Here is a 23047-nt window from a genome sequence, read left to right as displayed (position 1 = left end):
TCTGCAGGATGAAATTATTTCTTCCCTTTAGCTGCCGTGTATGTAAATTCAATAACAATCAGCTTATCATCAGCGGCTGTCCGGCTGAAATCCTCATACGAATACCGGTAGCTTGAAAGGCCTCTTTGTGCTTCAACCGCCTTCCTCACATCCGAAACCACCGTTGCACCCTTCAGATAGCGAATCGCTAACTTCTGCTGACGGTTCGTCACCGCGCTGCGGATTTTGCCTGTTAAGCTTTGCAGGTCGGCTGCGGTACGGGCATCTGTAAGATAAAGATAACCCGCTTGCTCATATAAATCTTTATAAAAGGCGGCATTTGCCGAATCTTTGACAGCCAGGGCAGTCAAGACTTCGTCATAAGCGGTTACCGCAGGCGGATACCATGCTGATGTCGTCCAATAATGATCTGCGCGAAGCTGAGTATCCGTCAGGTTGTAGTAATTGTAGACCACCCGCCCGGCAGCATCCGGCGTTGGATCATCCCAGGTTGTGTCGACATGGTACCACTTGCCGCCGATCTGAACAAGATTCCATGTATGGTTGATGCCCCGCGATGAGCCTTCTACGATTTTCACGGGAATGCCCGCCTGCCTCATCATCTCATAGGTAATAAGCGCGTACCCCTGACAAACGGTTTTGCCCTTTACAAGACCGTCATAAGCGGAATGCGAGACCAGGCTGGTATCATAGGCGATATGACCTACAATCCAGTCATGGACCGCTCTCTCCTTCTGATGATCATTCATGCCCGGCTTCAGAATCCGGCTGAGCGTCTGGCTGATTCGTTTCTTCACTTCATTGGTCTCGGCCAGCGTCTCCCAATAGGTAAAACGCATATTAATCTCAGCGGTATCTCCGTCTCCGGTTGCATTATAGCTGTACCCTTTAACAATATAATGCAAGTAATCATCTTTGTTCATGATGCGGTTCCAAGCTTCTTTTATATCTTTCTTCAGGGCTGCCATACTGCCTGCATAAGTGAACTGGGCGGAACTGTCGCGCCGATTCAAGGAAAGAGCCATATCCTTGGCCAATTGGTCTTGTGATGCGGTACCTGCAAATGCTGCATGAACAGCATTCAAATGGCCCGCCCAGGATGGTATTGAAGCCGATCCGATTAAGATCCCGCAGGCCAGCATTACTTTCATCCATTTTTTCATGCGGTGTTTCCCCTCTCCAATTGCTAAACTTGGATTGAATAAAAGAAAAAGGACTCTGTTTCAAAAGAGTCCTGCCGCTGTCAAAAATAGTAGTGGCGGCTCGGCGGTCATAACCGGAATCGGTCTGCAGATCCGTAGCTTTGCGTCCCGGCATTTCTGCTGGTTTGCCTTTTCAATTATATTCAAATCTATTCTTTTTAATCTATCATAAGAACCTGCATGATTCGGGCGATATATCCCTATCCGATTTGAATCAGGCGATAAGACTGACCTTTAACCGTATTGAAGCCAATGACGCCGGAATCCGCTTCGCCAGTCAGCAGCCCCGTATCTTCGCCGTTAACCAGCTGAACAGTTCCATTCCCTGCGAGGGTGCAGGTTCCTCCGCTCTTCGAAAGAATCTCCGCTTGCGTCCACCTGCCATGCTCCCAGCTAAGACTGACTTCGAATCCGCCGCGGGCCCGAAGCCCCGTTACGCTTCCAGTCGGCCAGACATCCGGCAGAGCAGGCAGCAGCTCGATATAGCCTTGATGCGATTGCACCAGCATCTCCGCAATGCCTGCCGTCGCGGCAAAATTGCCATCGATTTGAAACGGCGGATGGGCATCGAAGAGGTTGGCGTATACGCCTCCTCTATGGTAGTTATCCGGTTCATTTTCTTTGACCAGCTGCAGCAAATTGGAGAGCAGGAGATGGGAACGGCTGCCCTCACGGAAACGGGCCCAAAGGGAAGTTTTCCAACCCAGGCTCCAGCCCGTCCCCTCGTCGCCGCGCCGCTCCAAAGACTGCCTGGCTGCCGCGAAGTAGTCAGGCGCCGAGCGCTGTGTCAATTGTCTGCCAGGGTAAATACCGAATAAATGGGATACATGGCGATGATGAATATCTTCATCCTCGAAGTCTGATGACCACTCCTGGAGCTGCCCGTGCTTCCCGATTTGCAGTGGGTGCAGCCGCTCTCTTGCCTCTGCTAATTCACTTCTGAACGCCTCATCTATACCAAGCGTATCTGCAGCCTCGATACAATTCGTAAATAAATCCCAGATGAGCATTAAGTCCATCGTGGAAGCCTCGCTTACTCCCGCAAATCCGTCAGCTGTTCTGAATTTATGCTCCGGCGAGGTCGATGGCGAAGTAATCAGCCGCCCATTGGCATCCTCGATCAGCCAATCCAGGCAAAATAATGCCGCATCCTTCATTACCGGGTAGGCATGTCCCCCCAGATAATCGATGTTTCTGCCAAAGGCATAATGCTCCCATAGATGCTGGCTCAGCCATACGCCCCCCATAGGCCAGCTCGCCCATACCGCATCGCCATCCCCATAATCACCAACAGGCGATGATTGAGCCCAAACATCTGAATTATGATGGACAGTCCAGCCGCGGACGCCGTAATTAACGGCTGCCGTCTTCCTGCCGTTCTCGGCTAAATTCCCGATAAATGCCAGCAGCGGCTCATGGCATTCTGCCAGATTGCAGCTCTCCGCCGGCCAATAGTTCATCTCTGCATTAATGTTGAGGGTGTGGTTGCTGCTCCATGGCGGTCTTGTCTCCTGATTCCAGATTCCCTGCAGGTTAGCCGGCTGAGTCCCGGGCCGGGAGCTGGCAATCATTAAATAACGCCCATATTGAAAGAGCAGCTGCACCAGGCCCGGATCATCCGCGCCGTACTCAGCGATTCTCTTATCTGTTGAGATATCATGCGGTGCTGTCGATTCACCAAGATCGAGCTTCACCCGGTTATACAGCGATTGATAATCAGCGATGTGACGTTCACGAAGTTCCCCATAGAGCTTGCCTGCTGATTGATCGAGGAAAGAAGCGGCGATTACACCTGGATCTTGACCCGCACTGCCGGGCAGCCGGTCAAAACCGTTAAAGCTCGTCGCTGCGCTCCAATACAGCGTAACTGACGTCCCTCCGGCGATATGTATGCCGTCAGTATCGAAGCGTATAATTCCATCTTCTGCTTGAGCACGAAGGCAGCCCTCGAATCGAATCGCTTTCGTTGATTCGGGATCTCCGTAGACGATAGGCTGATCACGGTTGACATAGTTAGGCGCGACGCTCTCCGGGGCATAACCGCTAATGACATAACGCTCACCGTCGACTCTGTTCTGGTAACGAAGCGGACTATCCAGCCGGGCGTGCAAATGGAGCATTCCAGGCTTGCTGGCCTCGATTCTTACTGCAAGGAGCTGATCCGGATGCGAAGCCCATATCTCTCTGGTATAGGTTACCTCGCCGATGGTGTATTGTGTGAACGAGATCGCCTGCTCCAAATCCAATGTTCGCTGGTAGCTCCTGAAGTGATTCCCATGCTCAAAGGCAAGATGCAGATGTCCAAGCGGCATATAGGACTGCGTGTAAGGCCCCATCATTTCCTTGCTCAGGCGGTCTGCTTCCGTATAACGCTTCTCTGCTAAAAGCTGGCGTACTTTGGGCAGAGCTTCCTTCGCACCGGGATTATTCCAATCTCTCGGATAGCCGGACCAAAGCGTATCCTCATTCAACTGGATCCGTTCCGTCTCTACTCCGCCGAACACCATCGCCCCTAATCTGCCGTTGCCGACCGGCAGCGCTTCTGTCCATGCTCCTGCTGGTCTGTTATATTGCAGCTCCACACGTATACCTCCCATAATTAAGGCGTCTCTATTGGATTGCTAGAGACGCCTTTTTGTTATTGATTCCGCTTCCTGCGCCATAAGAGTCTTACATGCTATCATCATACCATGACCGAAATGAAAGCGCTTAGGTGAAATGCTATTTTATACGGTACTGATCAAAATATTTGGGAATAACCTCCGTGGATGCACCCGGCATTTGAGGAAGCACGTAGAAGCCATCCTTAACCGTTGCCGGTTCGACGAAGATTTCACGGATCCATGGAATGTACTCCAGCATAATCGCATTTTGCGTAGCGGCAACCAGATGCTGATGAATTTGTCCCATCTCTCCGACATGCGGAACGATCGGCAGGTCATACGCTGCAGCCAGACCTGAAACCTGAAGCCATTCGGTAATTCCGCCTACGCGCGTGCAATCCACTTGAACATATTCAACCGCCCCGGCATGAATATAATCGCGGAAGGCATATTTGCTGTACACATGCTCTCCAAGCGCGATCGGCACAGTTAAGGCATCCGCCAGTTTTTTGTGGCCCATGATATCATCGGGATTCAGAGGCTCCTCGAGCCAGAACAAATCGAACTCCTCCAGCTTCTTCCCCCAAGTCATAGCGGTATTGATGTTCCACTGCTGGTTAACGTCAATCATCAGAATGATATCTTTGCCGATCACTTCTCTGACTGCTTTAACACGGTCATAATCTTCTCTGGTGTTCGGCTTGCCGACCTTCATCTTCACCCCGGTAAAACCATCCTCCACATAGGAGCTGATATCTTTAAGCAGTCTTTCCTGCGACCAGTTCAACCAGCCGCCATTTGTATTATACGCTTTGATCTGCTTGGACTTATGACCGCCGAGATACTGCCAAAGCGGCTTGTTCGAGGCCTTCGACATGATATCCCAGAGCGCGATATCTACGGCCGCCAGCGCCATATGCGTGATACCCGCCCGGCCGATCCAATGCATTTTGCCAAAACGAAGCTCATCCCAAATCTCCTTGACCATAAACGGATCTTTGCCCAGAAGAACCGGCGCATAGTATTGATCAATCGTATCGGTGATCATCGAATCTCCATGGGCACAAGTGCCCGTATATCCATAGCCGGTAATGCCTTCATCGGTAAAAATCCGGACACCCGGCAAACCCCAATGAGTGGGGGAATTAATGGCATCGGTAATCGGCGGGTTCAGCGGGACATGCAGGATAAAACTTTCTACCTTCGTTATTTTCATCTTGTATCTCCTCCTTATGATATATTGTATATCGTGTATGATTTATTATAGCATTGAAACATCCATGTGACTACAATACCCGATCACCTTTATTCATACAGGGCTGCCTTGGACCGTTCAATAGCCGAGCGATGCTCCGCCATCCACCGGGAGTGCAACACCGGTAATAAACCCGGATGATTGACAGCCCAAATATAGGGCGGCCTGGGCGATTTCATCCGTAGATGCACATCGTCCCAGCGGATGCATGTCAATCAACGCTTGAACGGTTGCCTCCGGGTCCGGCTGCTGCCGGGTCCACTCTTCCAGCAGCGGGGTCGCAACGCCTGCCGGACAGATGCAATTCACCCGCACGCCATCCTTGGCGTAATCAAGCGCGAGCGCCTTGGTCATCGCGATGACAGCACCTTTGGTTGCGGAATATACGGGATTTTGCCGCTGGCCGATTAAGCCGTTCAAGGATGACATATTCACAATGCTGCCCCGGCTTTTTCTCAGTGCAGGTATGCAATATTTAATCATCAGGTATACGCTCTTCAGATTAATATCCACGGTACGCGTCCATTCGGCGTCCGTGACCTCCTCCAGTTCCTTTGGCAAAACGACGGAAGCGTTATTGAACAGAATATCGATGGCATTCAGTTTGTCTAGGGTATCCTGCACGAAAAGCTTGACCTGCTGCTCAGACGACACATCGATTTGAACAGCGACTGCCCGGCCAGGCATCGGCTCCATCCCGTTAATCTCGCCCGCCACCCGGTTTGCGGCGTCAGCATTCCAGTCCGCTATGACAACCTGCGCACCGTGACTCGCGAACAGCTTGGCCGCAGCTTCGCCAATTCCGGAGCCCGCGCCAGTTATTATCGCTACCTTGCCTTCCAATTGCATGCTCTGCCTCCTCTTGATTTTCGCTATAAGCCTATCCTTGAGCATGCAGCTCGCCGCTGATCGGCATCGCTAAACCCCTGTGCTGATAAATTGTTTATTGGTTCGTTTCTGAGAATTTCGGATGTGCATGGACATCGCATCCGCTGCACCTTTGGCATCCCGCTGGATCAATTTCTGCAAGATTGCATGATGCTCGGCCCATTCCTCGTTCGTGTTATCCACATCCAAATTCAATTTAATGTACGATAAATATCTTTGAATCTGTTCCATGTAGCCTTTTAATAGACTGCTCAAGCTGTTATTATCACAATACTCCAAAATCGTGCCATGCAGGGAAGCATTCATCTCCGTTATTATCTCAAGACCGCTCGCGGACGGAACCGAACGGTTGGCATGAGCATTCAGATTCTCATTCAGCCATGCCAGCTTGGATTCCGGAATGATTAATGCCGCTTTCTCCACAGCAAGAGGCTCCAGATGCAGCCGGATCTCGAATATATCGTTCAAGTCCTTGAGACTCATCAGATTAACGAACATCCCTTTGAACGGGATGATATGCAAATAGCCTTCGGATTGCAATCTGGAGAGCGCCTCGCGAATGGGAATATTGCTGACCTCTAACGTTCTCGCCAGCTGATCGACGTTAATTTTCTCGCCGGCTTTTAATTTATGCGACAAAATATCATCTTTCACGATGCGATAGATTTCTTCTGTTAAATTGACCCGGCTGATTTTATTGCTCATACATGCTTCACCAATCCTTCCATCACCAATATATCATGTATGATAGAGGATTTTCAAACACTATAAGAGCTTCAAAATCCGCAGCTCCGTACCTTTGCTTCGTTCATCCTTGAGCCCCGTATTACGGATAATAATTCGCGTATTTGTACGCTCTGCAGGGAGCGGGAACATCGCAATCACAGGCCGGTAGGCGATTAAACACCACTCATCAAACAAATTCACCTGATGAAAGGTGCTGCCGTCAAACGAATATTCGAATATGCCTGTACCAGGTCCGCACAGCAGCAGAAGTCCTGCACTCTGCCCATCAGCCGAGAAAGAAAGCGACGCATGATGAACATCGGTGAATAGATGTTCCGTATTAAATCTCCAGTTCATGAGCGGCTCGTCTTCCAGCTTGTTCACGTAAAATTCTGCGGGATGATCCGCCAGACGAAAATCCGTCATACTGGCATACTCGTAATTCTGATTGTGCAGAGGCGGCGGTAAAGTCAGGGTATTCTGCCCATCATCTTCTCTCACGCCTGGAAGAAGGGCAATGACCAGAAATTCCTGCAAAAATAACGCATACAGCGCATGACCGATATCGTTGGGATGCACCCCGTCATTGGCGAGTTCCTTCCAAAGCAGTTGGCCACACTGTATCTGCTCGTAGATGGGTGCCGCGAAGCTGACCGATGGAATATCATAATGGACGGCTACTTCCTCATGAACAGCAATGTTGAAAGGCAGTTCCCCTGTCAGGTTCTTGTCTGCTGCGGTATAGACGAAACAGATATCTGTCTGGGGCGACAGGCGTCTGCATTGACGGACGATTCCTTCCATTCCCTTAATGGATTCCTCTCGATCCCTGCCGTCATTGACGCTGAATTCTACGAATAATAAATCAATTTGACCATGAGCGAAGACATGCTCCTGCAGCCGGTGCGCGCCAAAGGTTGATGTCGTGCCCCCTACGCCCGCGTTAATACTGATTACTTCCCCAGTTAAAAAGCGTTCTTTGAAAAATCTCCCCGTAAGCGCCCGCCAGCTGGTTTTCTCCGAATCGGATGCCCCGGCTCCTTCGGTTATGGAGCCCCCGAGAAAAGCAACAGCAAGCGGTTCATTCCCTGCAAGCTTAGCGTTTACGCGAGGCAGTCCTCTGCGTAAACGGATGAAATGATTGCCGGATTTTGTTTCGTTCATTCTAATTCTCCTCCTGTCTTGCAGACAGAGCCTTCTCCGGTCAAGCAAGAAGGCTCCTGTACGCAAACGTTATCTCTTACTTCTTCCAGTTCTCAGTGCCGTCAGGGTTGTTCTCATAATTATCGAGGACAGTCGCCTCCATAATTGCATTATAACCCCAATAGGCTGCAGGAACATCAGACCAGCTTGCCCAAGTCTACGGCTGCCGCCTTTGGCAGCTTAGGATTTCGTCATGAATTGGTGACTCATCCGACTGCAGCCGCCTCAATTTGGATTCGTATCCTCAAGCCGTGTATTTGCCTCCAGCTTCCTTCAGATTCCACCTCACGATGGACACCCTTGCTCTTGGCTAATGGTAGGCGCTTGCCAGCCCCCATTCCGGACTTTCACCGTAGAGATGACGCCCATGCTGGGCGTACAATAAAAAACAGGTGCTTTATTTTGCAATAAAACACCTGTTCTTTTTCTTCACAGCCTATTTGTTCGTCGAATTACTTGTTCTTCGAATTACTTGTTCGTCGAATCATATGCTTTTTGCAGAATTTCGAGATAGCGGTCAACCTTCAAATCCTGCAATCCCTTAACATAGCTGTCCCAATCCTTATTCAAGTCTTTATTGCCGGTAATGAATTGGAGCGCGTTCTGTTCGATATAGGATTTAATGTTGGTTTGCAGCATGCTTGCTTCGTCCATCTCTGATGGATCGATCCAAACCGACCAAAGCGGGAAAATCTCTTTGGGTTCATGGCCTTGGTACAATAACGTTGCTTGGTACAGTCTGCGCTCATAGTTCGCGGAATCATAGATATCCGTTCCTTGAACCCAGCCGTCTCTGTATTCCTTCGGCATATAGTAATGCGCCATGCCGCTCCAGCCCGCATTATGCGGTGCTTCTCCATCTACAGCAGGGATAGGAGCGACTTTAGGAGTAACCCCTTCACCAAGCGCCACCTCGCCATCCTTCGGATCTCTCCAGTCGATGCCTTTCATGCCCGTTGCACCGTTTGTTTGACCTTCGGGCGTGAACATGTAATCAACCAATTTAATCAAAGCGATTTGAGCTTCTTTGCTGGCTTTATTCGTAATCGCGAATTTGGCGCCCGGCGCAACTCCGCCTGCATCATGAGTCGCGAATGAACCGTGAGGACCTGTAAGCGGCGTTACCGGGTTATAATCGGCTGAATATTTGTTTCCTTTGTCGATATTCACGAAGATAGCCGGATGCATGCCTGCACCTGCGCCCAAAATTTGCGCAGAGGCGTTCTCGCCGATTTTCTTATACGCTTCGGCATTTTGCGTAAACGCACCTGGATCAATCAGGCCTTCATCATACAGGGATTTGATATAGGCTAAGCCTTCCTTCCACTCCGGTTTCAGAGCTGCGGATTCGACCTTTCCGTTTGTCATGTTCAGATAATTGCGATCGTCGTCATAGACGAAACCGTTCATCAGGAAAGGGATAACGCGTACGCCGAAATCTTCTATTGATCCGCTGAGCGGCACTTCGTCCGCTTTGCCGTTGCCGTTCGGATCCTTCGTTTTGAAAGCTTCCAATACCGCTTTGAATTCTTCCGGTGTTTTCGGCATTTCAAGATTCAATTTTTTAAGCCAGCTGGAGTTAATCCACATTTTGTTCGGGTAAGAACAGTGGAAACATTGGCTGTAAGCCGGGAGCCCATAGATATTGCCGTCCGGTGCAACGGTAAACCCTTTGAACTCCTGATCATTGTCCAGCGCTGCTTGAATATTTGGCGCATATTGTTTGATGAGATCATTCAAAGGGATGAGTACCCCTTGTTTTCCGTACTTTAGAAGATCAGCCTGTGAGAATTGATCGATATATGCCGTTAGCATGTAGGCATCCGGATAGTCGCCGCTTGCCAGAGAGATTTGTCTTTTCTCTTTCGCTCCATCGGAAGGATTGAGCTGCCAGTCAAATTTGATTTTGAATGTATCTTCCACGTATTTCGTGAACTTATTGGTCGGCAAATCAATATTCTGCTCCTGCAGGGCAAATACACTGATTGGAACAGGCTCGGTGGCTGCCGGTGTATTCGCCGGATCTGCCGCTGGGGTATTGGATGAAGTATTGGCCGGGTCATTCTCTTTCGAACATGCCGCCAGCACCAGACTGACCATCATGATAATGGCCAGTAAACTTACTAATCTCTTTTTCACGTTTAATCGCTCCCTTTTTATTATGCAAGTATGCTGAACCATTGCTTTTGGACGACTACTACCAATGCATCACTCCTTTCATTACGCAAAAAAAGTAATTGTCTAGCCTTTTACTGATCCGACCAGCATCCCCTGTACGAAGAAACGCTGCACGAATGGGTAGATTACAAGCACAGGCAAGGTGGCTACTACGATCAATGAGTATTTCAGCAAATCGGCGAGCTGCTGCCTTTCCACCAGCTTCAATGCATCCTGGCTTCCGGAGCTGTTGTTTTGGATGATGATGCTCCTCAAAATTAACTGAAGCGGAAACAGCTTCTCCGATTTCAAATAAATCAAAGCATCAAAATAAGCGTTCCACTGGCCAACCGCATACATCAGGACTAGCACAGCAATGATTGGTTTTGACAAGGGCACCACAATGCTCCATATGAATCTCAGATCGCTGCATCCATCTATTTCGCTGGCTTCACATAATTCCTCGGGAATCGATGCTTGGAAGAATGATCTAGTGATGATGACCTGCCATACCCAAATGGCATTCGGGATCAATAAGGCCCATCTCGTATCGATCAGCCCGAGCTCTTTGACAACGAGGTAGGTTGGAATCAATCCGCCGCTGAACAGCATGGTGAAGGTAAGCAGGATCATGATGGCTTTCCGGCCGAAAAATGAGTTCCGGGATAAAGGATAAGCGATCAATATCGTAAGTATGACGCTTATGATCGTCCCGGCTGTTGTATAAAATAAGGAGTTCGCATAGCCAGTCATGATTTTCGGCGAGTGGAACAGCGTCTCATATCCTTTAAATGAAATATCAACGGGCCACAGCCATACCCGGCCTGATGAGACGGCAGCCGGGCTGCTGATGGAACTGCTGAGAATATACACAAGCGGATATAACACAATGATTAATACAATACCAAGCACGACATAGATGGTACCCATCAACATACGGTCGCCCGCTGAATCTTTTATTGCTCTTCTAGTTACATTCATCGTTTCTCCATCCTTACCATAAGCTGTTATTCGAAATTCGTTTGGCCAAGGCATTAACAAGAACCAACAAAACTAAATTGATCGCCGAGTTGAACAAACCGACAGCGGTTGCAAAACTGTAGTTAGCATTCAACAGCCCTACTCTGTATACATAGGTAGAAATGATCTCTGATGTCTCTAAGTTAAGCGGGTTTTGCAGCAAGTAAATCTTTTCGAAACCGACTGCCATGATACTTCCCACATTCAAAATGAGAATAATGGTGATGGTCGGCAGAATACCGGGCAAATCGACGTGGATGATTTTTTGAAAGCGCGATGCACCGTCCACTCTGGCCGCTTCATATAACACAGGATCGACTCCTGCAAGCGCAGCCAAATAAATAACTGCGGAATACCCTGCCGTCTGCCAAATATCCGACCAGACTTGAATGGATCGAAACATGCCGGGCTCTCCGAGAAAATTCACCGAATCAAAGCCAAAGTAATTCAGCGCAATATTGAAGAATCCAAGCCGCGGTGCCAATAAAAGCATGATGATCGATACCATGACGACGGTGGATATGAAATAAGGCGCAAAGGAAACCAGCTGAACGAGCCGTTTAAACCGCTGGTTGCGTACTTCATTTAACGCCAATGCGAGCAAAATCGGGATCGGAAATCCGACTGCCAATTGATACAAGCTGACGTAGACTGTATTTTTGACCAAGGTCCAAAAAATCGGATTTTCAAAGAACAGCTGAAAATTCTTGAACCCTACCCACGGGCTGCCCCATATCCCTTTAATGACGTTGTAGTCCTTGAATGCAAGGATCGCATTAAGCATCGGATAGTATTTGAAGATCAGGAAGAACAACAACGGCGGAATAATAACCAGATATAACTGCCAATGCTTATTGAAACTTTTTCTTGCGACTTCCAAAACCAATTCCCCCCATGTATTCAATTCGTGATGAATGACAGCGCTTTCGATAAGGTGATCTTAGTGCTTTTTTATACGCTTAGGATAGGTACATTTGGGTCGTTTAGCGTACAGATCCCCCTATTTACGGGGGCATTTGCCCGTACTGCGTCCATTTCTCCGCTGTCCCCGCAGAATTAGGAAGAAGCGGCAGCTCCATCCTGCACAAAGGCGCAGCAGGTTTATTCCAATAAACCTGCTGCGTATGCAGGGGTATTTTTTATACGCTCCAATAGGTCAAAAAAAAATCCTGACCGCCGCAGCAGTCAGGATTTTATCTTAAGGCCATGCTTTATTGGACATGGTCGCATTGTACGCTTTTTGCATGATCGCCACATAACGGTTCACCTGCAGCTCATTCAAACCTTTGATATACGCATCCCAGTCCTTGTTCAAATCCTTATTGCCCGTTATGAACTGGAGGGCGTTCTGATTCACATAGTTCTTGATGTTCGTCTGGAGCATATTGGCCTCGTCCGCTTTGCTTTTGTCGATCCAGTTCACCCATGTCGGGAACATTTCCTTCGGCTCTTTGCCTGCGTATAATAATGTCGCATCATACAGCCTTCTCTCGTAACCGCCCGGCGAATAAATATCGGTGGACTGCACCCAGCTGTCCCTGTACGCCTTGGGCATATAGAAATGTCCCATCCCGCTCCATCCGGTACTACCGAGCGTGTCCCCTTCCTTGGCGGGAATACTCGTAAATGCAGGCGCAACCTCCTTGTTCAACGCTTCTTCGCCTTTAACCGGCTTTCGCCAAGCGACGCCTTCCTTGCCCACTTCGGCAAGAACCTGCCCCTGAGGCGTATACATATAATCGACCATCTTAATTAAAGCCGCCTGAGCTTCCGGACTCGCCTTATCCGTGATAACAAACTTCGCCCCTGGCATGACTCCGATTTCTTTGTGCAGTGCATAGGCTGCATGCGGTCCTCTCAGCGGGGGAACCGGATTATAATGACTCCCGCGCTCATTGCCAGGTCCTGTATTAACAAAAATTTCCGGATGCATGGCTGCTCCCGCACCCAGAATCTCAGCATCTGCGTTTTCACCGATTTTTTTGAAGACATCGGCATTTTGCACGAACGCTCCTGGGTCGATCAATTGTTCATCGTACAGGGATTTGATGTATGCGAGCCCTTCTTTCCATTCCGGCTTGTTAGCCGCCAACTCCACTTTCCCCTGATTGATAACCAGATAACGGTCATCATCATCATAGATAAACCCGTTCATGAGGTACGGAATAAGGTGGACGCCATAATCCTCCGTCGATCCGCTGAGCGGAACTTCATCGGCAAGGCCGTTGCCATTGGGATCCTGATTCTTGAAGGCCTGCAGCACTTTCTTAAAGTCTCCGGTTGTTTGAGGCATGGTAAGCTTCAGCTTCTTCAACCATTCGGTGTTGATCCACATTTTATTCGGATAGGAGCAGTGAAAGCATTCGCTATATGCAGTAAGTCCATAGATATGGCCGTCTGCAGCGGTGTTAATCGCTTTAAGCTTCGGATCCTTCTTGAAGGCCGCTTGAATATGCGGCGCATAACGCGCGATCAGATCGTTCAGCGGAATAAACACCCCCTTCTTCCCGTACCGGAGGACGTCCGCCTGTGAGAATTGATCAATGTATTCGGTCAATATATAAGTGTCCGCATAATTCCCGCTGGCCAGCGATATTTGTCGTTTTTCTTTCGCTCCGTCATACGGGATTGTATTCCAGTCGAATTTCACATTAAACTTATGCTCGAGAAGCTTCGAAAAATCATTCCCCCTCAGATCCTGCGCGGCATCCTGCTGGGCAAATATATGAATCTCGACCGGCTTATCGGCCGTCTGGGTTGTCGCTTTGGAGCCGGAGCATGCGGATAGAACCAACAGCTGCATGCATACAACGATAAACAAGCTTGCACGTTTCCTCATGTTTCCTCTCCTTTCATGAAATCCGGCGCGCGAGTGGCAGCAGCGATCAGGATTTCATTCATCAACGGATTGCCTATACGAGCTTGGGGAAACGCCCCTAACCCGTTTAAACGCTCTCCGGAAGGAGTGCGAACTGTGATAGCCAACTCGTGATGAGATTTCGTCAACGGAATATTCATTGCTTTTTAACAGCATGGCCGCTTGATTCATTCGGATTTGCTCCAAATGATCGGATAAATTCATTCCGGTTACTTCTTTAAATAATTGAGAGATGTATTTCTCCGGGCGCTCCACATGTTTGGCTACCCGGTACAGCGTCAGCTCAGGATCCCAGTACATCTCCATCACATACTTCTTAATCTGCTCAATTGTTCTCGTATGAATATCATTCTTCTTACTGGTAATAATACCGCAGAGCTCTTCCATAATTTCATTAATTTCGGCTTGAATCGATTCGATCGGGTCTGCCGCTTGAATCGTGAGAATGCGGTTCTTCACCTGCTCAAAGCTCTCAGATTCCATAAACGCTTTCTGATCGAGCAGTTTAAGAAAGGTCCCCTTCAATTCACCGATTAACTGATGCTTCATCTCAATGGATAGCTCCCGGTGCTCGGTATTTTGCATGATGATCGATTGGAGAATCCGTTTGGCCTCCTCGATCTCTCCAGCTCTAATCGTACTAAGCAAGCGCACCTCGATATCAAGCGGATAGTAGTAGGTGGCGCTCTCCATCTGAGTTTCACTGTACCACAAAGTACCTGTTTTATTCATATAAACAGCATACTCGAGCGCCTGTTTGGCCTGCTCGAACGAATGGCTGACCTCTGTTTCCGAAGCAAAATCCTCGCCTAATGCTGCCGTTATCGTAATTCTGTATTCGTCAAATAACAATTGGGCAAGATGCTCCAGGATGTGGGTGATATCGTCTTTTCCCATTTCCTTGACCGCTTCGCCTTCCCGGCACACGAATAAAGCGACGATTTTATCCGAGCCCATATCCGTCATTTGAATCGGACTTCCCAGATCAAGAAGAGCCTGCTTCAAAATCAGCCTTGCGGCAGTCAGCTCATTCAGAATTTCAACGTTACCCATCCCGGAATAGCCATTGATCTGCAGAATTCCGACATACCCGGAACTGCCGCTCAGCCCTGTGCCGGCTTGAGCGGCGGCAGCGATGACTTCCTCGCGGGATTGGAATTCGCCTGCAATAAGCCGCTTGAGAAAAGCATCCCGAACCAAAGGAAGCTGGTTGTGCAGCTCCGACTCCAGCCGTTTGTTGCTTAAGATCATTTTGGAGATATTCCCCTGCAGGAAGTCGTACTCATTGCGCTCTGACTTCCCATCATTGCCGAACTGTTCCTTCATGATGCTGAGCAGCTTATTGAGCGGAGCGCTGTTCCGATAGGCGTACAGCAGGCCGACCAGCAGGCCGATCAGCAAAGCAAGACCGGTCACCGTCCACGTAATGTGCTTGATCTTGTTGGCATTCTCCAGCAGCACATGTCTTGGTATTCCCGCTTTGTAGACCCAGTCATTCGCTGCCGAGCGAATTGTGATGACCAAGTCATCCTTGTAAAATTGGCTCACCTTTTCTTGGTTAAAGTTCGGATCTGAGGATAGCTTCGCGATCTCCTTCTCATCAATCCCTTTTAAACCGATGGTCCGTCCCTGCGCATCACTTATCTGAGCCCACCCGCCGTAACGGTCGGTGATGCCTGAAAGAAGGCTGGAAATGGTCTTCCCGTCAATAATGACAACCACTGTAGCCGGTGAAGAACCGCTGAAGCTGTCAAGCGGAAGTGATTGCATATAAGTGATGACGCTCGTTTGCGTTCCCTTATTAACGAAGGGATGAAGCGGCATAATTTCACTGCGGTGCGTTTCCCCCAGGATCGTTTGCTCCCACTTTGCGAGCGGCAGATCTGTGTAATGGAAATTCTCGTAATAATGTTCAGGACGGAAGTAAGCCGATCCTGGAGTCATAATGACATTATAATTGTGAAGGTAAATGAAAAAATGCTGCAAAAAATCATTGGTCTGACCAAAGGTCAAAACATCCTGCATCATTTTCCAGATCCCATAAATATCTGTCTTTTGATCGGCGGTTTTTTGATTCATCAGAATGTTCAAATCCTGATTGATGGCGAGCTGCCTCGTGAATCCTTCCACTTCAGCCATACGGCGCTCCAAAATCTCTTTGCTCTTCAGAAGCTGCGTGACGCTGTTCTCGATGGAAATGGATTGCGTCACCGAGATGGAAGTCCGGTAGGACATGTACCCGGCAATGCTCGGAATAATCAAAATAACGATATAAGAAAATAATAACTTTCTGAATACTCTTGAAAACTTAGGCAAGAGTTAACCCCCTCGTTGAAAGCGTTGTCATTAAAGTATCGGGTCTGACCCCTACAAGCTATCTTATTATCCTATATTTCTGTCTATATTGGGAATAAAAAATTTTTATTACGGGAAAAAACCCAATAAAAGGAAAAGCAACTACGAATGACATTGTAGTTGCTTCCGATTCATTCGATTATAAAGTCAAATCCTCTCACGCCCGTTTGGTCGCCTGCAGCTGTGCATTGATGGAGTAAACGCAGCCAGGCTCCAGGTCGAGCGGAACCATCTGGTCCCGATAACGAAGGAAGGTTCGCCTTGGCGAGAAGGCTTTGATTGTTGCCTCAGCCAGTTCCCCATTCTCCCAAGCCATATCCACCTCTGCATTCCCTTTGGCCCGCAATCCGGTTATTTTGCCCGTCTGCCATGCATGCGGAAGCGCCGGAAGCAGCGTAATCTCCCCTGCCTGACTTTGCAGCAGCATCTCCGCTACCGCCGCAGCTCCGCCAAAATTACCGTCGATCACAAATATTTTCCGCTCCGCCCCGGCTATGCCGGGCTTTGAATACGTCAATAAATTATCAAAGCATAATTGACCGATTAAGTGAGATAAATGCTTCAAGGCATTGTCGCCGTCCTGCAGCCTGGCGAAGCTTGCCGCAAAAGCTGCGACGGTGAATTCCACATCCTCTAATTCAGCGCGGGTCATGCGGTTTTCTAACGTTGTTCTAGCCGCCCTGCTCAGCTCCGGCGTTCCTGTTACCGTCACTTGATTGCCGGGATATAAGCAGAACAAATGGGATAAATGCCTGTGATCAGGCTGAGCCTCTTCATAATCCTCCAGCCATTCCTGCAGCTGTCCCTTCTTACCGATAAGCAGCGGCGGCAGAAGCGGCAGCGCTTGCCGCAGTCTCTCCTGCAGCTCAAGGTCCACCCCCAGAAGCTCGGCTGACTCCAGACAGAAGCTGAACAGATCGCGCACCAACACTTGGTCAAGCGTCGCCCCCATCGACAGCTGATGCTCTCTTGCTTTGTGCTGATCGGTATAAAAGCTGTTTTCCGGAGAGTTGGACGGCCCGCTCACCAGCCAGCCGTTGGCCGGATGTATAACCATATAATCCAGATAAAAGGCTGCCGCTTCCTTCATAACCGGATAAGCTTGCTTGTTAAGAAAATCCCGGTTCAGGTTAAACTCGTAATGCTCACGCAGATGGGTCGCAAGCCATAACCCCCCTGTTACGTTCAACCCCCAGGAGGTTTCCCAGCCCGGTGCCGTAAACCCCCAAGCATTGGAGAAAACATGGGCAACCCAGCCCTCACAGCCATAAAAATCCTGCGCGCTCGACTTCCCTGCAGCCGAGAGACGCTCAATATAATTCATCAATGGCGTATGGCATTCAGCCAAATTGCTTATTTCCGCCGGAAAATAATTCATTTGCGTGTTAATATCCAGATGATAGTCGCAGCTCCACTGCATACGGTTGGCCTCACCATCATTCCATATGCCTTGCAAATTCAATGGCAGCGGGGAATCCGCTCTTGAACCTGCAATCATCAAATATCGGCCATATTGAAAAAACAGCGCATATAGCTGTGGATCATCCGCCCTGCCGCTTGCCATCAGCCGTATTCTTTCGTCAGTCGGCAGCTCAGCATGGCTGGAAGCCCCTAACTCGATGCTCACTCTTCCGTAGAGCTTCTGATAATCGTCCACATGTCTTTCCTTAAGGTCAGCGTATCCTATGGCAATGGCCTGCTCCAATTGTTCTGCGCACAGCAGCCCCCATTCCTCATCGCCGCTGCCGTAATCGGTATTGGCCGCAAAGTATATCCATGCTTCATCGGCATCCTTAACGACAATCCGGCCATCACTGGCATACACTTCTCCGCCATGGACAAGCACCTTGACCATTCCTTGGCAGAAAACCCCGCACTCCCCGCTGCTGTGTACCGTTTCCGTCGCTCTTCCCTTGAATGCAATCGCAGAATCGTCCTCTGTCCAAGCTTCAAACTCTTCTGTCCTGCCAACGATTCGGAGCGCGAAAGAAATTCCTCCAGCTTCCTCACCGCGTATCCGCGATGCGATCATGTGATCGGCATGCGAGGCGAATACTTCCCGCGTGATCTTATTCCGGCCTGACATGTACGAAGTGTTAATGCCGGCTTGATCCAGATCCAGCTCACGGACGAGGTCCTCCCCTTGGTGTCCGAACTGCAAAGTTATATCGCACATGGGCAGATTGGTGCCAAAATTCTGCTTCTTCGGCTGCAAAGCCCGTTTGGCTAATGCATCTCCCCGCTCATAATCACCTGCAAAGAAATACTCCCTCATTTGACCGAGATCGGCTTTACCGTTGGAATGACTTGTTATAGACTCGGATTGTCCCGACCAATACGTGACCTCCGTTATGCTCCATGTTTCGCTCTCGATTCCTCCGTATACAACCGCTCCTAATCTTCCATTGCCTATTGGCAGCCCTTGCGACCAGTCCAGAGCAGGACGGGTATACCGCAGCTTCGATTCATTCATCATGCATTCTCCTTAACAGCGATAATAAGAACAAGGCTTGCAGCATTTTATTGTCCATAATGGTGGGATGAAATATATTCATTAATGATAAATCGTGTACGATTTTAATAGTATCATACACGATTTTATCTTGTAAAGGCTGGCGGTTATTTTCATTTACTGCTCCCTTCGTAATGACTGATGTCACCATGAAGGATAATATTCGGCTTGTTATCTTTAATCTCAACCTTACATAGACATGCTGGATGTATAAAAGGCGGGTTCCAAATGTCTTTGAGCAGCCGCTCTTCAAAATAAGCCATCATTACCTTGACCACGACCGTATGTGTAACAATCAGAATGGACCTGCCTTGATGATCTTGAATCATTCGATTAACCCTTCTGACCGCTCTCTCCGCAACATCCCGAAAAGACTCGCTATCTTCCAGTCTGAATCGTTCCGGGTCATTCCAAAAATAATAAAATTGTTCCGGATACTTGTTCTTCGCATCCGATTGTGTCATTCCCTCCCAGGCTCCAAGGTTGATTTCTCTTAAATCTTCGCTTTCATACACATGAATAGCTCTGTTATTACGGATCAATTCCGCTGTTCGATAAGCTCTTCCGCTTGTGCTTGAGAAAATAAGATCAATAGGCTCATCTTTAATCGACTCTCCTAGCCGAATGGCTTGTTTAACTCCGGTTTCCGTTAAGTCAGAATCTTGATGCCCCTGAAATTTGTGCTCGGCATTCCACTACGTTTGCCCATGTCTAACCAGATAAATGGTTGTTGTAAGACTCATCATTAAAGCCTCCCGGCAGTTGTCTCTACTGCTGCGAACGCATGAAGTCGGACTTCATCATACTGAATGATCTTCAAGACCAAACTTTCCTATTTACATATTCCATGCCGTTCCAAATTTCCCCTCCCCCGGCAGACGCTTGCCGGCCCCGGCTGTTCTGATTTCAACATCTCTTGGATGTTTAAATAATAAGGAGCAAGATTGCAGCGCATCGCTCAGTACTCTGGCGGCTGGAGAACATACGAACGCTGAATTCCAGACTCCTTCTCCAACAAGAGCAGCTGTTTACCTTATAAGTTGTACAAATGAATCTATCTGATTGGAATCGGGGGCTACAGCTATGCAAATAGAAGTTACGACTAAAAATATGACCTTCCTGGAATGCTTTTCCTCTGAAACGAGGATTCAAATAATTGAATTGCTGGATGCCGGTCCCATGAATATAAAGCAGCTCGCCGAGCGGCTTCTTCTCTCATCGGCCATTGTGACCAAGCATATTCAGAAGCTTGAGAACGCGGGGATCGTCTCCTGCAAGAGCATCGCCGGCAGGCGCGGAACCCAGAAAATCTGTTCCCTGCAGCTTAATCAAGCCGTCCTGCAGTTCAAAACAAGAAAGCAGGATGTGCTTGCCAATACAATCTCGATTCCTGTCGGTCAGTATTCGGCTTTCGATGTGAAGCCTGCCTGCGGCATGGCTTCAAGGACCCAAATCATCGGCTTAATCGATGATCCCCGTTATTTTGCCGATCCGCAGCATGTGCAGGCTAATCATTTATGGTTCAGCAGCGGGTTTGTGGAGTACCGGATCCCTAATTTTCTCAACAGCAATCAGAAGCTGCGTTCCTTGGAGATTTCCCTTGAAATTTGCTCGGAAGCCTCAGGCTGCAATGAAACATGGCCTTCAGATATTCATTTCTACATCAATGACGTTCCCATTGGCATGTGGACCTGCCAAGGTGACTTCGGCAAGCAAAAGGGGGCTTATACGCCGGACTGGCATAACTGCGGAACGCAATATGGCGTGCTGAAAATCATCACCGTCAATGAAAGAGGCTCCTATCTGGACGGCATCCGGATTGCAGATGTGACGAGCTCAGATCTTGGCATGGCCTACGGGAAGGACGTCAGCTTCCGCATCGCTTCCCTAGAGGATGCGCAGAACTGCGGCGGCATTAATCTGTTCGGCAAACATTTTGGCAGCTATAATCAGGATATTGAAATTACGATGCACTACAATAATTGAGCGCTGATTGGACAGGGCTGCGCCCACGAACACTGACAGAATGCTGTCAAGATTCCTTTGGTATAATGAGGGTAATACTTGAGGCTGACCACCATTACTCACGTAAAGGAGTTCTATCATTGCAGAAGCAGGCCCATTCTTCAGGAACCGTGTTATCTCGTAAAGCCCTCAACCGGGCGCTTCTGGAGCGGCAGCTGCTGCTGCGCCGTTCGAAGCTGTCGGTGCAAGAGGCGCTCAGGCATCTGGCAGGCTTTCAGGCACAAGCTCCTAATCCGCCGTATTATGGACTGTGGACACGGCTTGATGGCTTCCGCCAAGAGCAATTATCCAGGCTGATGACAGAGCGCCAAGTCGTTCGCATTGCATTAATGCGCTCTACGATTCATTTGGTTACGGCAGAAGATTGCTTAATGCTCCGTCCCCTGCTGCAGCCTGTATTAGACCGCGGCCTGAAGGGGAATTACGGCAAGCAGCTGGATGGAATCGACCTTCAGGCGGTAATGGCTGCAGGCCGCCTGCTGGTTGAGCAGCAGCCCCGGACCTTCCATGAGCTCGGCTTGCTGCTGCAGGAACAATGGCCGGATAGAGACCCTGCTGCTCTGAGTGCAGCAGTGCGAAATTTAGTCCCGCTCGTTCAGGTGCCTCCTCGTGGTTTATGGGGGGAGAGCGGCCTGGCTTCGCATACATCTGCCGAGCATTGGCTTGCACGCCCTTTGTCAGCTCATGCATCAGTTGAAGAACTGATTCGGCGATACCTGGCTGCATTCGGTCCGGCATCAGTGAAGGATATCCAGGTTTGGTCAGGCCTGACCAGGCTGCAGGGGATCATGGAGGTTCTCCGTCCCAGCCTCCGTACCTTCTATACCGAGCATGGCGTGGAGCTGTTCGACCTTCCGGATACTCCTCTTCCCGATCCCGATGAGCCCGCTCCGCCTCGTTTCTTGAGCGAGTTCGATAATATGCTTCTTTCTTACGCGGATCGCTCCCGCATTATAAGCGAAGAACACCGCAAACGGATTTTCACCGTGAATGGCATTATTCGCGCGGCAATCCTGATAGATGGCTTTGCCCGCGGATTATGGAGAATAGAGCAAGAACGGGACAGCGCTGTTCTGGTCATTGAGCCATTTGTCCCCCTGTCACAAGCGGCTGCGGCAGCACTCCATGAGGAGGGTGCGCGGCTTCTTGCTTTTGCGATACCTAAGATAGCCGCACATCATGTTCAAATTCTGCCTCACCAATAACCATCAGCCCCGCCCGGCTCTTGATAAATTAAGGTAGGTTCGTCTGCGGTAAAATGATAGAATAGAATACGATATTCAATCTGCGAAGAGGAGCTTGATCTATGTTCGAACATCTCGTTATCTTCAAATTCAACTCCAGTATGACGAAGGAGCATGAACAGCTGCTTCTGGGCAAGCTGCTGGCCTTCAAACAGACGATTCCCGGCATCATCGATATGAGTGCTGGACTCAATGTGACAGAGGAAACGGACAATATACACGGCTACTCCTTGGGACTTCGCGTCACTTTCGAAAGCCAAGAAGCGCTTCGCCAATACGGACCGCATCCTGCTCATCAGGATTTCGTGAAAGCGCTGGACGGCCTGCTGGACAATGTCGTCGTCGTGGATTATCCGATTGCGAATGCCTGATCCATTTGCAAAGTAAAGCACTGCTCAAGTCTTAACAAAGAGACTGGGCAAACCCGTTGTGCACTTGTGTGAATGATTGGCTGGTTGCGTGTGGCTTGATGCGTGTGGCTTGCTGCGTGTGGCTTGATGCGTGTGGCTTGCTGCGTGTGGCTGGTTGCATGTAGCTTGCTGCATGTGGCTGGTTGCGTGGCTTGTTGCGTGTGGCCTGGTGAGTGTTGCTTGCTGCATGTGGATGGTTGCGTGGTTTGCTGCATGTGGCTGGTTGCATGTCGTTGGTTGCATGTGGCTGGTCGCTTGGTTGCTGGTTGCATGTGGCTTACTGCGTGTGGCTTGTTGGTTGCATGTAGCTTGCTGCGTGTGGCTTGCTGCATGTGGCTGGTCGCGTGGCGTTTCTGGTTGCGTGTGGCTTGCAGCTTGCTGCATGTGGCTTGCTGCGTGTTACGGGGCGGCATGCATATCTATACTGGATTTCTACAGCTATTTTGGGCTTTAAATGTTCAAAATAGCGCTATACTGGAATTTTCCAGTTAAAAATGCCTAATTGAGCTTATGTCAATATAGTAGACACAACTTTATGAAACCTGGAGTTGCTCGTAATAGCTTTTTTC

15 protein-coding genes, 1 pseudogene and 1 riboswitch are annotated in these 23047 nt (G+C 49.2%); of the genes and pseudogenes, 3 read left to right on the top strand and 13 right to left on the bottom strand.

Annotation, left to right across the window (positions count from 1 at the left end):
• Positions 1 to 14: 14 nt before the first annotated feature.
• The 13 genes and pseudogenes from ACFPYJ_RS28415 to ACFPYJ_RS28355 form a co-directional block, all read right to left on the bottom strand.
• Positions 15 to 1163 (bottom strand): transglutaminase domain-containing protein, encoded by a 1149-nt coding sequence (locus tag ACFPYJ_RS28415; protein ID WP_379191625.1) that lies wholly within the window; start codon positions 1161 to 1163, stop codon positions 15 to 17.
• 91 nt (positions 1164 to 1254) lie between these two features.
• A riboswitch (cyclic di-GMP riboswitch) is annotated at positions 1255 to 1342 on the bottom strand.
• A 60-nt stretch (positions 1343 to 1402) separates the two neighbouring features.
• Positions 1403 to 3784, bottom strand: coding sequence for a glycoside hydrolase family 95 protein (locus tag ACFPYJ_RS28410; protein ID WP_379191624.1), 2382 nt, complete (start codon positions 3782 to 3784; stop codon positions 1403 to 1405).
• Between the two features lie 139 nt (positions 3785 to 3923).
• On the bottom strand, positions 3924 to 5021 hold the full coding sequence (locus ACFPYJ_RS28405) for a mandelate racemase/muconate lactonizing enzyme family protein (RefSeq protein ID WP_379191623.1): 1098 nt from the start codon (positions 5019 to 5021) through the stop codon (positions 3924 to 3926).
• A gap of 117 nt (positions 5022 to 5138) precedes the next feature.
• A complete protein-coding gene (locus ACFPYJ_RS28400) occupies positions 5139 to 5909 on the bottom strand; it encodes an SDR family NAD(P)-dependent oxidoreductase (RefSeq protein ID WP_379191622.1) in 771 nt (256 codons plus the stop codon).
• A 69-nt stretch (positions 5910 to 5978) separates the two neighbouring features.
• On the bottom strand, positions 5979 to 6653 hold the full coding sequence (locus tag ACFPYJ_RS28395; RefSeq protein WP_379191621.1) for a GntR family transcriptional regulator: 675 nt from the start codon (positions 6651 to 6653) through the stop codon (positions 5979 to 5981).
• A gap of 60 nt (positions 6654 to 6713) precedes the next feature.
• A complete protein-coding gene (locus ACFPYJ_RS28390; protein WP_379191620.1) occupies positions 6714 to 7838 on the bottom strand; it encodes an SGNH/GDSL hydrolase family protein in 1125 nt (374 codons plus the stop codon).
• A 507-nt stretch (positions 7839 to 8345) separates the two neighbouring features.
• Complete coding sequence (locus ACFPYJ_RS28385; RefSeq protein ID WP_379191619.1) at positions 8346 to 10016, bottom strand: type 2 periplasmic-binding domain-containing protein; 1671 nt, start codon at positions 10014 to 10016, stop codon at positions 8346 to 8348.
• A gap of 102 nt (positions 10017 to 10118) precedes the next feature.
• Entirely contained in the window at positions 10119 to 11015 is an 897-nt protein-coding gene (locus ACFPYJ_RS28380; RefSeq protein WP_379191618.1) for a carbohydrate ABC transporter permease, read from the bottom strand.
• A 13-nt stretch (positions 11016 to 11028) separates the two neighbouring features.
• Positions 11029 to 11934 carry an ABC transporter permease gene (locus tag ACFPYJ_RS28375; RefSeq protein WP_379191617.1) on the bottom strand — a complete coding sequence of 302 codons (906 nt, stop codon included), beginning with the start codon at positions 11932 to 11934 and terminating at the stop codon, positions 11029 to 11031.
• Between the two features lie 318 nt (positions 11935 to 12252).
• Complete coding sequence (locus ACFPYJ_RS28370) at positions 12253 to 13893, bottom strand: type 2 periplasmic-binding domain-containing protein (RefSeq protein WP_379191616.1); 1641 nt, start codon at positions 13891 to 13893, stop codon at positions 12253 to 12255.
• Positions 13894 to 13947: 54 nt separating this feature from the next.
• Complete coding sequence (locus ACFPYJ_RS28365; RefSeq protein ID WP_379191615.1) at positions 13948 to 16248, bottom strand: helix-turn-helix domain-containing protein; 2301 nt, start codon at positions 16246 to 16248, stop codon at positions 13948 to 13950.
• Positions 16249 to 16444: 196 nt separating this feature from the next.
• Positions 16445 to 18760 carry a glycoside hydrolase family 95 protein gene (locus tag ACFPYJ_RS28360; protein WP_379191614.1) on the bottom strand — a complete coding sequence of 772 codons (2316 nt, stop codon included), beginning with the start codon at positions 18758 to 18760 and terminating at the stop codon, positions 16445 to 16447.
• Positions 18761 to 18912: 152 nt separating this feature from the next.
• Positions 18913 to 19482 (bottom strand): annotated as a pseudogene (locus ACFPYJ_RS28355) (histidine phosphatase family protein); the annotation flags it as partial.
• Between the two features lie 400 nt (positions 19483 to 19882).
• Between ACFPYJ_RS28355 and ACFPYJ_RS28350 the strand changes: the two are divergent.
• The 3 genes from ACFPYJ_RS28350 (at position 19883) to ACFPYJ_RS28340 (ending at position 22439) form a co-directional block, all read left to right on the top strand.
• A complete protein-coding gene (locus ACFPYJ_RS28350) occupies positions 19883 to 20785 on the top strand; it encodes an ArsR/SmtB family transcription factor (RefSeq protein WP_379191613.1) in 903 nt (300 codons plus the stop codon).
• Between the two features lie 119 nt (positions 20786 to 20904).
• A complete protein-coding gene (locus ACFPYJ_RS28345; RefSeq protein WP_379191612.1) occupies positions 20905 to 22029 on the top strand; it encodes a winged helix DNA-binding domain-containing protein in 1125 nt (374 codons plus the stop codon).
• A gap of 101 nt (positions 22030 to 22130) precedes the next feature.
• Positions 22131 to 22439, top strand: a complete 309-nt coding sequence (locus ACFPYJ_RS28340) for a Dabb family protein (protein ID WP_379191611.1) — start codon at positions 22131 to 22133, stop codon at positions 22437 to 22439.
• The last annotated feature ends 608 nt before the right edge of the window (positions 22440 to 23047 follow it).

Origin of the sequence: Paenibacillus solisilvae (assembly GCF_042656405.1) — a bacterium.
Taxonomy (GTDB): Bacteria; Bacillota; Bacilli; order Paenibacillales; family Paenibacillaceae; genus Paenibacillus_Z; species Paenibacillus_Z solisilvae.
Note: the sequence above shows the minus strand (reverse complement) of the source record. Positions and strands in the feature narration are given on the sequence as shown.